Origin of the sequence: Wolbachia endosymbiont (group B) of Erebia ligea (assembly GCF_947179575.1) — a bacterium.
Lineage (GTDB): Bacteria > Pseudomonadota > Alphaproteobacteria > Rickettsiales > Anaplasmataceae > Wolbachia > Wolbachia pipientis_C.
Genome location: NZ_CAMXBW010000004.1, coordinates 135,397 through 149,659, shown reverse-complemented (window position 1 = coordinate 149,659; position 14,263 = coordinate 135,397). Strand labels below are relative to the sequence as shown.

At 34.1% G+C, this 14,263-nt stretch carries 12 protein-coding genes, 1 tRNA gene and 1 pseudogene; 7 read left to right on the top strand and 7 right to left on the bottom strand.

The features are described from left to right. Window positions 1-151 precede the first annotated feature (151 nt). Both tnpC and OM962_RS06980 read left to right on the top strand, forming a co-directional pair. The gene (gene tnpC / locus OM962_RS06985; RefSeq protein ID WP_264330462.1) at window positions 152-1,504 is read left to right on the top strand and encodes an IS66 family transposase; all 1,353 of its coding nucleotides are present in this window, start codon (window positions 152-154) and stop codon (window positions 1,502-1,504) included. Continuing rightward, window positions 1,450-1,923 (top strand): transposase, encoded by a 474-nt coding sequence (locus OM962_RS06980; RefSeq protein WP_264331267.1) that lies wholly within the window; start codon window positions 1,450-1,452, stop codon window positions 1,921-1,923. The genes tnpC and OM962_RS06980 overlap by 55 nt, the downstream gene beginning before the upstream one ends. A 138-nt stretch (window positions 1,924-2,061) precedes the next feature. Here the strand turns inward: OM962_RS06980 and OM962_RS06975 are convergent, their stop codons facing one another. The 4 genes from OM962_RS06975 to OM962_RS06960 form a co-directional block, all read right to left on the bottom strand. Beyond that, complete coding sequence (locus OM962_RS06975; RefSeq protein WP_264331266.1) at window positions 2,062-2,652, bottom strand: COQ9 family protein; 591 nt, start codon at window positions 2,650-2,652, stop codon at window positions 2,062-2,064. Window positions 2,653-2,670: 18 nt separating this feature from the next. Continuing rightward, entirely contained in the window at window positions 2,671-4,203 is a 1,533-nt protein-coding gene (locus OM962_RS06970; RefSeq protein WP_264331265.1) for a Mur ligase family protein, read from the bottom strand. A 137-nt stretch (window positions 4,204-4,340) separates the two neighbouring features. After that, window positions 4,341-5,063 (bottom strand): triosephosphate isomerase, encoded by a 723-nt coding sequence (locus OM962_RS06965; RefSeq protein WP_264331264.1) that lies wholly within the window; start codon window positions 5,061-5,063, stop codon window positions 4,341-4,343. Window positions 5,064-5,087: 24 nt separating this feature from the next. Next, window positions 5,088-5,160: transfer RNA gene (locus OM962_RS06960), tRNA-Thr, on the bottom strand. 77 nt (window positions 5,161-5,237) lie between these two features. Here OM962_RS06960 and rsmA point away from each other — a divergent pair. Both rsmA and guaB read left to right on the top strand, forming a co-directional pair. Next, window positions 5,238-6,032 (top strand): 16S rRNA (adenine(1518)-N(6)/adenine(1519)-N(6))-dimethyltransferase RsmA, encoded by a 795-nt coding sequence (rsmA, locus tag OM962_RS06955; RefSeq protein ID WP_264331263.1) that lies wholly within the window; start codon window positions 5,238-5,240, stop codon window positions 6,030-6,032. Window positions 6,033-6,155: 123 nt separating this feature from the next. Further along, window positions 6,156-7,643, top strand: a complete 1,488-nt coding sequence (gene guaB, locus OM962_RS06950) for an IMP dehydrogenase (RefSeq protein WP_264331262.1) — start codon at window positions 6,156-6,158, stop codon at window positions 7,641-7,643. A gap of 88 nt (window positions 7,644-7,731) precedes the next feature. On the opposite strand, the gene rho is transcribed toward guaB, so the two are convergent. The 3 genes and pseudogenes from rho to OM962_RS06935 form a co-directional block, all read right to left on the bottom strand. Next, a complete protein-coding gene (gene rho, locus OM962_RS06945; protein ID WP_264331261.1) occupies window positions 7,732-9,138 on the bottom strand; it encodes a transcription termination factor Rho in 1,407 nt (468 codons plus the stop codon). Window positions 9,139-9,332: 194 nt separating this feature from the next. Further along, window positions 9,333-9,938 carry a cell cycle transcriptional regulator TrcR gene (locus OM962_RS06940; protein ID WP_007301964.1) on the bottom strand — a complete coding sequence of 202 codons (606 nt, stop codon included), beginning with the start codon at window positions 9,936-9,938 and terminating at the stop codon, window positions 9,333-9,335. Between the two features lie 114 nt (window positions 9,939-10,052). Then, window positions 10,053-10,823, bottom strand: a pseudogene (locus OM962_RS06935) (IS5 family transposase). A gap of 189 nt (window positions 10,824-11,012) precedes the next feature. Here OM962_RS06935 and OM962_RS06930 point away from each other — a divergent pair. From OM962_RS06930 to OM962_RS06920, 3 genes are all read left to right on the top strand, one after another. Further along, window positions 11,013-12,812, top strand: coding sequence for a peptidylprolyl isomerase (locus OM962_RS06930; protein WP_264331260.1), 1,800 nt, complete (start codon window positions 11,013-11,015; stop codon window positions 12,810-12,812). Window positions 12,813-12,946: 134 nt separating this feature from the next. Next, window positions 12,947-13,261, top strand: a complete 315-nt coding sequence (rpsP, locus tag OM962_RS06925) for a 30S ribosomal protein S16 (protein WP_006015540.1) — start codon at window positions 12,947-12,949, stop codon at window positions 13,259-13,261. A gap of 10 nt (window positions 13,262-13,271) precedes the next feature. Further along, window positions 13,272-14,258: a polyprenyl synthetase family protein gene (locus OM962_RS06920; RefSeq protein WP_264331259.1), complete on the top strand. Its 987-nt coding sequence runs from the start codon at window positions 13,272-13,274 to the stop codon at window positions 14,256-14,258. The last annotated feature ends 5 nt before the right edge of the window (window positions 14,259-14,263 follow it).

The window sequence follows — 14,263 nt, the reverse complement described above, 5'->3', positions numbered from 1 at the left end:
AGCTGAAAAAGCATTGTCAGCTACTTGATGATGAAGAAAAAATAGGTATCCGTTCAGAGGTGTGGCAAGGATAAAAAACAATTGACATAATATATTAAAGTAGTAATAACACAAAATGTTGATAGTAAAGTAAGGCTAGATGCTTCAATTGTTGATCAGTATTGTAGAGTTATGTAAAAACTTAGAGCAGAAAGTAGCAAAGCTTGAAGAAAAAAATAAAATCTTAGAAATAGAGAATGCTGAACTAAGAGAGAGACTCGGCTTAAACTCAAGGAATTCATCTTTACCAAGTTCAAAAGAGCTGTACAAAATAAAAAAAGACACACCAGAAGATAAGTCAGAGGGCGGCAGGAAGATAGGTGGTCAAGTTGGACATAAGGGGAATTGCCGAGCTAAAATGGAAGCAGATGAGGTGGTGAAGGTAGAGTTACCAAATAGATGCGAGTGTGGTGAAGAAATCGCAATATCGGAAAAACCATATGTCTATCAAAAAGTTGATTTACCAGAAATTAAGCCTTACGTAGTTGAGTATCAATTAGAACATGGTCGCTGTCGTAAATGCGGAAAAAGAAGGAGTAGCAAATTACCAGAAGGAGTTACACCGGATACCTTTGGTCCTAGAGTTAAGTCAGTAGTTGCATCACTAAGTGGGTTTTATAAGAATTCAAAGCGAGAAATAGCGAATATTATGAAAGACATCTTTAACATGAGTATAAGTGTTGGTAGTGTGTCCAATAGTGAAGCAAGGGTTTCGTCAAAATGTAAAGAAGCCTATGAACAAATAGAGGAAGAAATAAAAGCAAGCGAAATTTTGCATATTGATGAAACCAGTCACTACAACAAAGGCAAATTGGGATGGTGCTGGATGTTTGCCAACAATAAAGCAAGTCTTATGAAGTTAGCAGATACAAGAGGAATGAAATTTTTAAAGAATAGTGCATTTTGTGATTACAAAAACCTGGTAATTACTGACAGATATGCAGTTTACAACCACTTCAGTGATGAAAAACGACAAATTTGTTGGGCTCACTTATTGAGAAATTTCGAGAGGTTATCTCATAGTTGGAATAGTGAAGTAATGAGACTTGGCCATTGTTTAAAAGACGCAGCTAATGGATTGTTTGTATTAAAAAACGCTTTGTCAGAAAATGAAATTAGTATTTCAAAGTTCACTAAGCAAGCTAAAGAATTACGAAGATACATACAGTACTGCATGATAAAAATATCTTATATACTTGAAGCAAAAGGAGCTTCACGAACGGTAAAGGGTATTATAAAATCCGAGTCAATGATGTGGACATTTTTGGATGACCCAGAGAATATTCCATTAACGAATAACCATGTTGAGCGACAGATACGGCATTATGTTGTCTATCGTAAGAATTCATATTTTGCACAGTCAGAGCGAGGGAATAGATTTCTTGAGCGGATAATTTCGTTGTATCTGACTTGGAAACAAAAGGAATTAAACCCTTTTCAAAACCTGCTAGCTGTTGTTTCTTAAACCACACCTCTGAACGGATACAGAAAATTTATGCAGATATTCCAGGGAGAACTCGAGAGAGAATCAGTATAGTAGCCGGGTGGATTGGAAAGAGATTTATTGCACCAATGACTTTCAAAGGTGGGTGTGACAAAGAGGTATTCAATACATGGTTGGAGAAGATGTTATTACCTAAATTGCCACTTGGCACAACTATAGTTATGGATAATGCTACATTTCATAAGACCACTAAAACAAAATCATTAATAGAGTCTTTTGGCTGTCATTTGCTGTATCTTCCAACATATTCACCAGATTTGAATCCTATAGAATACTGTTGGCATACCATCAAAAGCCGCCTCAGACCTCTCATGTATAAATATACAGACTTACAGCTTTTGGTTGGTAATACCATAATGGAACTTTATCATCCATTTTAGAAAATACTATACTTTCTAATGTATTGCTTTCAATCAAGTTCTTTGTTAAGCTCACTGTTAGTGGATGTTCAATTATCTTAACATAAAAATCAAGGCAGCTTTAGGTATAAATACGAGTAACTCGTATAAGTAAAGAGGCTATAAGAAGTTTCTTACCATTCTATTCAAACGGGTTTTAAACTTTTGAAATGTCATGACATTGTTGATACGTTTGTCAAGAAACGACAGGGTATCTACAAAATCTTCTGAATAATCATTGATAAAAAAAAGTATCGTACTTAAGTACACTCCAGCTAATATTGCTCTTTTTGTATAGTAGTTAAAATCTGTTGATTGATCATGAATGCCATACCAAATCGCGCTAACAGTTCTGTACAAGAGTTTACTAGAAAAATATGTATTTTGGGGTAATATAGAGAATGATAAAACATTTTTTAAAAACTCTCTGTAATTTTGTAACTTAGCATAGTTTGAAAGGCGTATTTGGACAGCTAACTTTATCCGCTCTCTTACCTTCATATCTTCTAAATTGGAATTCCAAAGTTCAGTTTCCATTGAGCTATTTAAGTCCTCTGCTATGTACTCCAAAGCACTATATATTCCATTTTGAAATTTACAAAAACTATTGGCTAGGTTAAGGTTCGTGCACACTTTCAATAAGGTTGCATCACTTATTCCTTCAAATGGAATAACCTTAATCAGCTCATCTACTATTAACTTTTGTTCCATACAATATTATACTAAACATCACATATAATTATACCTGAGATTTTCAAACATTCTGCAAAATGCTTCACCGCGCTCTTCAAAATTTTTCCACTGATCAAAAGAAGAACATGCAGGAGAAAGTAATATCGCTACTTCTTCTTTGCTATTTATGGCCTCTTCAAAAGCCAGTTTAAATGCGTTTTCTAGATTATAGCACTTCATATAATCTATTTTGTTCTCCATAATGTTTGCAAAAACTTCAGTTGATTCTCCAATAAGAAAAGCTTTTCTAATCTTGGTGAAATGCTTGCTTAATGATTCTATTCCGCCTTTTTTGCTTTTTCCGCCAACAATCCAATATATGTTTTTATAAGATAAAATTGCCTTTTCGGTCGATTCTGCATTGGTTGCTTTGCTATCGTTGATAAAAAGTACATTATGTATTTTGCCAAGAAATTCATTTCTGTGTCTTAGCCCTGGAAAGGATTTGATTTCATTGACAATAGTGCTGCTATCTACTCCAAGTAACTTGCACACAGCGTGTGCAGCTACTATATTTTCTACATTGGATACTAGGTTTACTTTCATATCACTCATTGATAAGTTGTGATTCTCTAGTTTTAGCGAGATCTCCTGAATCTCAGCACTCCTTTTGTCATCCAAGTAGCTGACACTGGGATCCAGATAATTTCGATCTATACCAGTAATCTGTTCACTATAATCAAGCAAATTGTTATCTGCCAATGATATTAGATCTCTTGCACTACCCTCTGTCATCTGAGTAGTTGGCAATGGTTTTTCTTTTCTGGTCACGCGCTGGAATGACACCAGGGAATATGTTACTGAAATTGGAATTTTGTTCCCAGTGAATTTATTGAATACATCAGCGGTAATTTTGTTATCACATCCTATCACGGCAATCTTGCTACTGTTTATCAGTTTTAATTTAGTTGCTATGTAGTTATTCATACTTCCATGTCTATCTATGTGGTCTGGTGTGATGTTGAGCAATACAGAAATGTCTACATTAATTTTATTTATTAGCTCCAATTGAAAAGAGGAGAATTCAATTACATAAATTTCTGCATCTCTTTCTAAATCCAAAATAGGCACACCTAAATTCCCGCCAATAGCTACTTTTTTCCCTGTGGATTTTAATATGTGCCCTATTAGTGACGTGGTGGTTGATTTGCCATTTGTTCCAGTGATGCCTACAACCTTCTGGCTTGTAGTTTTAGTTTCAAGAAATAGCTCAATGTCTGATTTTATTTTGCAGTCAAAGCTTCTTGCAAGTTTTACTACCCAATGCGCTGGTATTGGCACTCCAGGGCTCAAAATTAGTGTGCTTATCTCATGCCAATTATACTCATTGGGATGAGTATAGTTACACTCTTTATATATCTTTTTTGCATTTGCTATTTGCTCTTTATTATCATCCCATGCATATATTTTTGCACTGCTTTTTGTTAGAGCATTAATAACGGACAAACCAGTTTTACCAAGGCCGAAAACCGCAACACTTTGATTTTTGTATTTGTTTAGTTGCACTTCTAGATAACTTATGCGAACCATTTTATAAAGATATAATACAAATTATAATGACTTCTTCCATAGTTTTTGGCAGTGCTTAACTTTATTGTCACAACCTTAGCCAATAGAAAACTCCTTGACACATTTTGCCAACTCCCTTGCCATGACAATAAGAGTATTTATCCTTTAGAATTAATTAAGAGAAAATTTTTCTCGACTTCTTGTATAATTTGATAAAAGTGATCAAAATCTAAGCTTGCACTACCAATTAAAACTCCCAATAGATTTGGAATACTGAGCAAGTTTCCTATATTTTCTGAGTTGACTGAGCCACCATATATAATGTGTTTTTTACCAGTACACAATTTTATTATCTCTATCACCTCAGCAATTGCGTCATTATTTGGCACATTTCCTGTTCCTATTGCCCATATTGGTTCGTATGCTATGGTATATTCACCTTGTGTTGGCAAACGGTTTTTGCATTGATATTCTATTACTTCTTTTGTTTTTTTATTTTTATAATCTTCTGAATTTTCACCTACACAGATGATTGGGTGTAATCCTGATTCTATTGCTGTTTTCGATTTAAGTTTTATTTCACTATCTTTTTCATGAGCCCTTTCAGAATGTCCAAGTATTACGTAACTACATCCTAGTTCCTTCAACATTCCTGCACTAATTTCACCTGTGTAAGAACCGAACTCTTTATGATGGCAATTCTGTCCTCCTATTTTAATATTATTGTTCAACCCTATACTGCTTGGAAATGATGTAAAAGGAGGGCAAATTACTAATTTAGAGGTAATTTCGTTGCTCTTGTTGTTAAGTTTGCCTATAAAGTCAACAAATGAAGAACGTGTTCCATTCATTTTCCAATTTGCTACTATTAAAAAGGACATCAACTTTACTTGTATGGATAAGAGTGCCGGCTGTCGGACTTGAACTGACAACCTACTGATTACAAGTCAGTTGCTCTACCAATTGAGCTAAGCCGGCATTAAATACACTAACAATATACAATTATTGATGAATTTTCGTCAACTAATTTTTAAAATACTGCATACTAAGATCATATGAAAAAATTTTCACTGAAGCCAAAAAAGAGTCTAGGGCAAAATTTTATTTTATCGAATGAGATAACAAAAAGAATAGTTGCCTTAGCTGGTAGCCTGAAAGATTTTAATGTTATTGAAATTGGTCCTGGGTATGGTGCGTTAACAAGAGAAATATTGGCGTATAATCCAAAGTTTCTACTTTCTATAGAAAAAGATAGTAGTTTAGTGAAACATCACGAACAATTGCTAAATGAGCATCAGGGAAAATATAGAATTATAGAAGCAGATGCACTTAATGTTGTAGAAAAAGAGCTGGTAGAATGTCCAGTCAAAGTCATTGCTAACTTGCCTTACAATATCTCAGTAGCGTTATTTTTAAAGTGGTTAAATAATATAAAATTTTTTACGAGTTTGACGTTAATGTTCCAAAAGGAGGTAGCAGAGCGTATTACAGCAGAACCTAGTTCTAAAGATTATGGTTCCCTATCAGTGCTAAGCCAGTTACTATGCGACATAAAAAAGGAATTTGATATTGAACCTAAGGAATTTTTTCCAAGACCAAAAGTATATTCTTCAGTAATTACAGTAAAACCTTTACCCACTCCAAGATTTGCAGTAAATTTAGAAACCTTAACAAAGCTAACACGTGCTGTGTTCGCTCAAAGAAGAAAGATGCTGAGAAATAGCTTGCAAAGTATAACTAGTGATGTCTCAACTACTCTTGAGAATGCTAAACTGAGTGGAGACGAACGTCCAGAAAGCTTAACTATTGAGCAGTTCTGTTTGCTAGCAAATAATGTAATTTTGCGATAAATATATTAGGAGCTACATCCCTCTTCTATCCTATTTTGATCTAAAAATAGCTGTAGCCAGGCTAATTTTGCAAAAGCTCTATTGCAATTTCATTAATTGGCGTATAAGCTTTAAATAAAGCATATGAAAAAAATGGAAGCTTGTTATTCGTTTGACGATGTACTTCTCTTACCGGCCTATTCTGATGTATTGCCTCGTGATGCAGACACAAGAACTTATCTAACAAATAATATAGAACTAAATATCCCTCTCATATCCTCTGCAATGGACACTGTCACTGAATCAGGTTTTGCAATAGCTATTGCCCAACATGGTGGAATAGGTTGCATACATAAGAATTTATCAATAGATGAACAAGTGTTAGAAGTAAGAAGGGTGAAAAAATATGAAAGCTGGATCGTGTATAACCCAATTACAATTTCCCCAGATAAAACGGTTGCAGAAGCAGTTTCATTAATGAGAGAGTATAATTATTCCGGAATTCCTGTAGTTGATCAACGCAAGTTAGTGGGAATTTTAACTAATCGAGATGTGAGGTTTATTGAAGACCAGAACATGAATATAAAAGTTTCCGAGGTAATGACAAAAGATAAGTTAGTAACAGTTCGAGAGCAGGCAGTAAACAGCGCCTCAGCAATGAAATTGTTGCATGCAAATAGAATAGAGAAGCTTTTGGTTGTTGATGAAAATTCTTGTTGCATAGGTCTAATCACAGTTAAAGACATCGAAAAATACAATAGATATCCAAATTCATGTAAAGACAGTAAAGGTCGACTCAGAGTTGCCGCTGCAATTGGTACTGGTAAAAAAGATGGTATAGAAAGATGTGAAGCTTTGGTCGAAGAAGAAGTTGATGTGGTTATTGTAGATACCGCTCACGGTCATTCCCAGAACGTTATCAGCACTATTAAGGAAATAAAAAAGATGTACCCGAATACTCAATTAATCGGCGGAAATATCACAACAACAGAGGCTGCTGAAGCGTTGATTGATGCTGGTGTTGATGCAGTGAAAGTTGGAATAGGGCCAGGATCAATTTGTACTACCAGAATAGTTACAGGCGTTGGTATGCCACAATTCTCTGCGATCAAGAATATTGCAGAGGTTTGTAAAACAAAAAACGTCAGACTAATTGCTGATGGTGGAATAAAATATTCGGGAGATGTTGCAAAAGCTATTGCAGCTGGTGCTGATACTGTGATGATAGGTTCAATCTTTGCTGGTACTGAGGAAAGCCCAGGTGAGATTATCATGTATAAGGGTAGAGCATATAAGGAATATCGAGGAATGGGATCTATTAGTGCAATGAAACGAGGGTCAGCTAGCCGTTATTTTCAAGATTCAAAACTTGATTTAGTCCCACAAGGAGTAGAAGCAAGAGTTCCTTTTAAAGGTCCAGCTTCAGGAGTGATCTGTCAGTTAATTGGTGGGTTGCAAGCTGCAATGGGCTACACTGGCAACCGTAATATAGAAGAGATGAAAAAAAACTGCAAATTTATCACTATTACTTCATCAGGATTAAGAGAAAGTCATGCTCATGATATAATCATTACACAGGAAGCTCCAAATTACGCTTACCAAGCATCTAATTTATCATCTGATTCAGAGTAGATACAATCCCCTTTTGAGGGTGTCATTTCAACACTGGTACACAATTGTATAAACATAGCTTTTTTGCTCCATCAGAATTGGCTTACTTTTAGTGATTCATGGAGTTAAAAAAGTCAGCATTGCTCTTTGTTAAAAGTAGTTTGTCACGTAAAAACTCCATTGCTTCAACAGACCCCATAGGATTAAGTATCCTACGCAATACCCATATTTTATTTAGTATGGCCTTATCAACTAATAGCTCTTCCTTCCTTGTTCCGGATTTTGTAATATCAATAGCAGGGAATATACGTTTATCAGCAAGTTTTCTATCTAGTATAATTTCAGCATTACCTGTGCCTTTAAACTCTTCAAAAATAACATCATCCATTTTTGAACCAGTTTCTATAAGGGCTGTAGCGATGATTGTCAAAGAACCACCATTTTCAATATTACGAGCTGCTCCAAAAAAGCGTTTTGGTCTTTGCAGCGCATTTGAATCTACACCGCCGGTTAGAACCTTTCCAGACGAAGGAATGACTGCATTATAAGCACGTGCAAGGCGAGTTATAGAATCAAGCAAAATCACTACATCTTTTTTGTGTTCAACCATTCTTTTAGCTTTTTCTATTACTATTTCAGCAAGTTGGACATGACGGTAGGCAGGTTCATCAAATGTAGAGCTTACCACTTCACCCTTTACAGAGCGTATCATATCTGTCACCTCTTCGGGTCTTTCATCTATAAGTAATACTATTAGTTCTATTTCAGGATGATTTGTAGCTATAGAGTGAGCCATTTGCTGAAGCAATATCGTTTTTCCTGTACGAGGTGGAGCAACTATCAATGCTCTTTGTCCTTTTCCAAGAGGTGTAACTATATCTACAGCACGCATGTTTATATCTTTTTTATTATCTCCGCTACTGTTGTTTTCAAGGAAGAGGCTTTTTTCAGGATAAAGCGGAAGCAAATTATCAAAATGGACGTACTTTCTTAATTCACTGATTTCAGTAGAGTTTATACTTTGAACCTTAGTTAAAGTAAAATATCTTTCTTTATCACCAGGTGGCCTTATTTCTCCACATGCCATATCTCCTGTACGTAAATTAAACTTCTTTATTTGGCCATTGGAAATATAAACATCATCGGTACTTGGAGCATAATTTGCACTTGATGAACGTAAGAAACCAAAACCATCAGGCAATATTTCCACTACTCCACTTCCTGTGGTTATGCCTCCTTCTTCACTCATTTTCTTCATTAAACTGAATATCATTTCCTGTTTTAGCATCCTGCCATTGCCTTTACCACTAGTTGAAATTTTTCTTTCTTCAGCTAGCTCTAACAATTCTTCTGCTGTTTTCTCTTTCAATTCGCTCAGGTCCAATGTTTTCTTGTTTTTTTCAGCACCTTCACTGGTCATTTGTTTTACTGCGTCAGCATTATGAATTTGTTCGCTTTTTTCAGGTTGACCTACAACCCCTCCTTTTGCTAAGACATCTTCATTGATTGTTGTCATAATCCTCCAAAAATTTTAATTGATGCTTACTAACCTAAAATGTGAATATAAAACAATAAATTAGGCTGAGCTAGTTTTTAGTGCGTATTTAGACTTAATTATTATTAAACTAGATACTTTACTTACATTATACTGATAAAAACTAACAAGTCAAGTCAATTTAATATTAACAAAGTACAAGAATTTGAGAATCATCAATAGCTATTATTTATATTTTTTAATCTTTGTTTCTTCTCTTCTTCTACTTTCGCTTTTTCTACTTCCGCTTCTAAATTTTCCTGGCTACATAAACCAAGTAGTACAGGATCTTGAGGTTTGATATTGAGTATGTTATGATGAGATCTATCTCTTACCTGCTCAACTGTGTAATTTGTTGTACCAACTAGCTTAGCTATTACATTATTGTTCAAGATAGGAAATTTTTTTACCAAATAATAAATCGCATTAGGTTTATCTCTACGCCTTGCTGTGGAAGCAAAGGCAAGAAAGCTAATCGTCTTTGCCCTTTTTTTCATATTTTTTATAATCAAATTTGGTACACGATTTGGATTTTTTTTGCAATTATCGATTTCTTTTTCAGTAATTATTTCAGAAATAATAGGGTCATACTTTTCAACTTCTATTTCCTCATCAGCTATGTCTTGTACTTTTTCAAGGGATAACTTGCAACATTGTGCTATTTGATCAAAAGTTAAGCTAGTGTTATCAACCAACCAAGCAGCTACTTGCATGAGAAATTGTTCATTTCTATCTTTATTGTCTTTAGAAGATTCCATTGACATCGAAAAAACATCTCCCATTTTAATATTCCTTTACTGTTATAGAAATAAAATATAAACCATTAAAACTAAAAAAGCATTAACTTTGTCATCCAATGGCTTTTTAGTTTATATTTCTTATCTCTTAGAACCTGTTCATAATCTTTTGAGGAGGAAAGAAGCAAAAGCAAATTTGTAGGCTAGTATTAAGTTTACGCTCGCAATTTTTCCAAAGTCGCCTACATTTTTCCAACCAGGCAAAAGAAGATCTCTCAACAACCCATCTTTTTGGCAATACAGCAAAGGTGTGTAATTCGCTTCACCTCAACAGTTGCACCAATAGTTACTTTCATCTGTGTTGCAAAATTTTCTCCAGTGTAGCCTGCATCAACCAGTATGTTTTTAACTTCAGAGAGACTTTCTTTAGCATTTTTAACCATTGTCAAAGCACTGCTACGATCGGTTATTTCTGCCGTTGTTATATGAATTGCGTGTGTCAAACCTTTTGTATCAACTGCGATATGACGCTTTATTACTGAAATTTTCTTGCCATCATCATAACCTTTTTTTTCAGCAGTATCGGTATTTTTTACACTTTGGGCATCAATGATGCAGAAGCTTGTTTTGGTATTCCGACCACTGTTCTCTCCAACCAATTTTTTTTAAGACAATTTCTAGAACACTTTCTCTATCTTCATTCGTTTTTTTACTCCATTTCTTGAAGTAATCGTAACAATTTCGCCATCTTGGAAACTCTTTTGGAAGCATTCGCCATTGACAGCCACTTTTTAGTACATAAAGCACACCACAAAATAACTCATATAAACCTAATCTTCTTGGCTTTGTTTTCTTTCGCACGCTTTCTAAAATTAGTCTAATCTTTTCGAATTTTTCACAACTTATGTCACTTGGATATGTATTCCTCATACTTTACCTCATGTCAACTATACCTCATCTTACCATATTCAGAGATCACTTACAGGCTCTTAGGTTAATATAAGCTTCCATTCAATTTAATACACTACAATATTACATATATTAGCTAATTTGTTAATAGATTTACAAAGATTAAATTATTGCTATTCTAAATTTAAGTGTTAGTTAACTGAGTTTACAATGAGTATTAGAAATTTTTTTACCAAGGCAATCGTTCTCCTTTTAGTTTGCTTATTAATCTTTATGGGGATTGGCAATCTTTTATCAAATGATGATGAAAGGAAAGAATTAGCTAAAGTAGGAAAGGAAGTTATAACATCAGATGAATATAAATTACTATATCAAAATTATGAAAAGCAAATTTCTGGATCTGATGTAAGTAAAGAACAAGTAAAAAAGCTGAAATATGATTTACTTAACGCACTTATAGAGCAAAAACTATTGTTTAACCTAATTAGCGAACTTGGATTAAAAGTTGGAGAAGAATCTATCAAAAGCCATATAAAAAATACCAAGTACTTTCAGGACGATAAAGGAGAATTTGACCATAATAAATTCCATCAAACTCTAAATAGCCTGCATATAACAGAAAAGGAATATATAGAAAAATTAGAGAAAATCCTGCCTGCAATGATGTTCATGACTTCGTTATTTAAAGATAATTATCCGGTAACTTTTGGTGAGAGTGTTGATGAGCAGATATACAAAAATCGCTACCAAACTAGAGTAGTTGATATTGTTAAAATAACTGAGGATGCAATTACAGACGTTCCTGAACCAGATGATCAAGCCTTACTTGATTTGTATGAAAGAAATAAGTCCAATTTTTATTACCCTGAGTATCGAACTGCGCAATACATTTCTCTGGATCAAAAATATTTTGAAGATCAAATCAGAATTTCAGATGAAGAGGTTGATAGTATAATAGAACATCAGGAACTTAAAAATCAAAGAGACATATTCAATGTGATATTTCCTACCAAAGAAAAAGCTGAAATAGCAAGAAGAGCACTTGAAGAAAGTAAAGCAAGCTTTGAACAAATAATAGAAGAGTTTAATAAAGTGAAACTCGATGAAACCAGAGTAAATAATATAACTAAGGATTTCTTACCTGAAAATATGAGAGAAAAGGTATTTGCTCTCAAAACAGGTGAAGTAAGTGAAGTTTTAACAAGCAATTTTGGATGGCACGTAATAAAGGTAGAAAGCATACATCAAATCTCTGATGAAGACTTGGTTGATTTAAAAAAAGACATAAGGTCAGTTTTAACCAATCAAAAGTCTTTTGAAAAAGTCAATGATTTCATAAATCAAGTGAATTATAAGATATACAATGGTGCAACGATTGAAGAAATCTCCAATAATTACAATTTACCTATACAAACCATTGGTCCAGTAGATGCTAGTGGAAAAGACCAAAGTGGTAATGAAGTAGGAAATTCCAGTGATTTCATTTCTTTCATTTTTTCACGCGAGAAAGATCAGAAGAGTTATTTTAAGGGTGTTGGAGATACTGTTGTTGGTGTAAAAATCAGTGATATCGTTCCTCCTAAATTACAAAATTTTGAAGAAAGTAGGGAATCAGCCATAAAGCTTTGGCGTAGTGAATTTATAAAAGAAAGAATGTTTAAAATGGGACAAGAAGTAGCAGTTCAACTAAGAGAAAAGACAGATTTGGAAGAAATGCAAGGTATAAAATTGGTTAAAGGCCAGCAAATACAACGCAATGAACAAAACTACCCTTTTTCTTTCATAGAAGAGATTTTCAATATGAAAACAACTAATTCGGTAACAGATCCTATTCAATACAATAATGAAATTATAATAGGCGTTCTAAAACAAATGCATTCATCAAATGGTAAATTAAACATGCTTGGTACCGGAAAACGTGTGATGATATCGCTAAAGGAACAGTTAATTAGCTATCTAAAATCAAAGTATAGAGTAGAAGTTAATCATGCTATGATTGATGATATATAAAAAAGTTTATTATCTTCCTTTTATGAGTGATTGGAGGGGGCTATATTGTATTTTTAGGTAAAAGAGGTACAATTAGTTTGACTTGAGCTGTTTATTGTATTTAAATTGTAATTAATATATGAATAAAGGTTGACATGGCAGTTAAAATAAGGTTAGCAAGGTTTGGGGCAAAGAAACGTCCTTTTTATAGGATAGTTGTAGCCGACTCACGAGCACCAAGAGATGGGCGCTTTATTGAGAGAATAGGACAATATGATCCAATGTTGCCAAAAGACAATAAAAATCGTGTTGTGGTAAAAGCTGATAGATTAAAACATTGGCTAAGTGTAGGAGCGCAAGCAACTGAAAGGGTAATGTGGTTCATTAAAAAAGGCATAGTAGATTTAGAAACAGAATCGAAAAAAATAGAAAAGAAAAAAGTTGAGAAAGTACAAGGGCAAGAAGCATAAGTCCTCTTAAATGCTAAACACTGATTTAACAAAAAGTAGTAAATTAGATGATATTGTATCTTCTGATTTATTGGCTATGAATGACTTTATCTTCAAAAATGTCAATGATGAAGGTACTAAGCTTGCTACCGATGTTACATCTCATCTTATTAATTCAGGAGGAAAAAAGATAAGGCCTAAGCTCGTTTTTATTGTGTGTAAAATGCTGAATTACTCTGGAGAGAGTAGGGTCAACATTGCTGCATCGGTAGAATTTATACACAACGCTACTTTACTTCATGATGATGTGCTTGATGAAAGTAAGGCACGACATGGAGTTGCAACAGCAAATAAAATTTGGGGGAATAAATCAAGCATTTTAGTTGGTGATCTATTATTGACCTTAGCATTTAGATGGCTTATAGAATGTGGGAATTTAAGTGTTCTCTCTATTTTATCTAAGGCATCTAATTTGCTTGTCAAGGGTGAGATAAAGCAGATGACAACACGTTTTGACCCTAACACAATTAGGAAAAATTATTTTAATATCATTGCAGAAAAGACAGCATCTTTATTTTCTGCATGCTGCGAGGCTGCATCAGTAGTATCTGGAGCCACAAGTGACGAAATAGAGAGGCTAAGGAATTTCGGGTTTAATTTTGGTATGGCATTCCAAATAATTGATGACGTGCTAGATTATACTGCTAATCAAGGCACTTTAGGAAAGCAACTTGGAAAAGATTTCTTTGAAGGTAAAGTTACTTTACCTTCTATTATAGCATATGAAAAAGGCAGCCCATCAGAACAAAAATTCTGGGAGAAATCTTTTTCTTCAGCTAGACACAATTTTGACCAAGCATTACAATATATTAATCATCATAATGCCATTCATGTTTCTATGGAAGAAGCTAAACACTATATTAATATGGCGCAAAGTAATATTGATACTTTTTCTGATTCTCTTTATAAAACTGCTTTGATTGACTTTTTAAATGCAAGCATAGAAAGACAAGGATAGCTAAC

Excerpts from the sequence above, each read along its gene's own strand:
- OM962_RS06965 (WP_264331264.1), bottom strand. The coding sequence starts at position 5,063 with ATGTCCTTTTTAATAGTAGCAAATTGGAAAATGAATGGAACACGTTCT.
- guaB (WP_264331262.1), top strand. The coding sequence starts at position 6,156 with ATGAAAAAAATGGAAGCTTGTTATTCGTTTGACGATGTACTTCTCTTA.
- rpsP (WP_006015540.1), top strand. The coding sequence starts at position 12,947 with ATGGCAGTTAAAATAAGGTTAGCAAGGTTTGGGGCAAAGAAACGTCCT.
- OM962_RS06940 (WP_007301964.1), bottom strand. The coding sequence starts at position 9,938 with ATGGGAGATGTTTTTTCGATGTCAATGGAATCTTCTAAAGACAATAAA.
- OM962_RS06975 (WP_264331266.1), bottom strand. The coding sequence starts at position 2,652 with ATGGAACAAAAGTTAATAGTAGATGAGCTGATTAAGGTTATTCCATTT.
- rsmA (WP_264331263.1), top strand. The coding sequence starts at position 5,238 with ATGAAAAAATTTTCACTGAAGCCAAAAAAGAGTCTAGGGCAAAATTTT.
- rho (WP_264331261.1), bottom strand. The coding sequence starts at position 9,138 with ATGACAACAATCAATGAAGATGTCTTAGCAAAAGGAGGGGTTGTAGGT.
- OM962_RS06930 (WP_264331260.1), top strand. The coding sequence starts at position 11,013 with ATGAGTATTAGAAATTTTTTTACCAAGGCAATCGTTCTCCTTTTAGTT.
- OM962_RS06920 (WP_264331259.1), top strand. The coding sequence starts at position 13,272 with ATGCTAAACACTGATTTAACAAAAAGTAGTAAATTAGATGATATTGTA.
- OM962_RS06970 (WP_264331265.1), bottom strand. The coding sequence starts at position 4,203 with ATGGTTCGCATAAGTTATCTAGAAGTGCAACTAAACAAATACAAAAAT.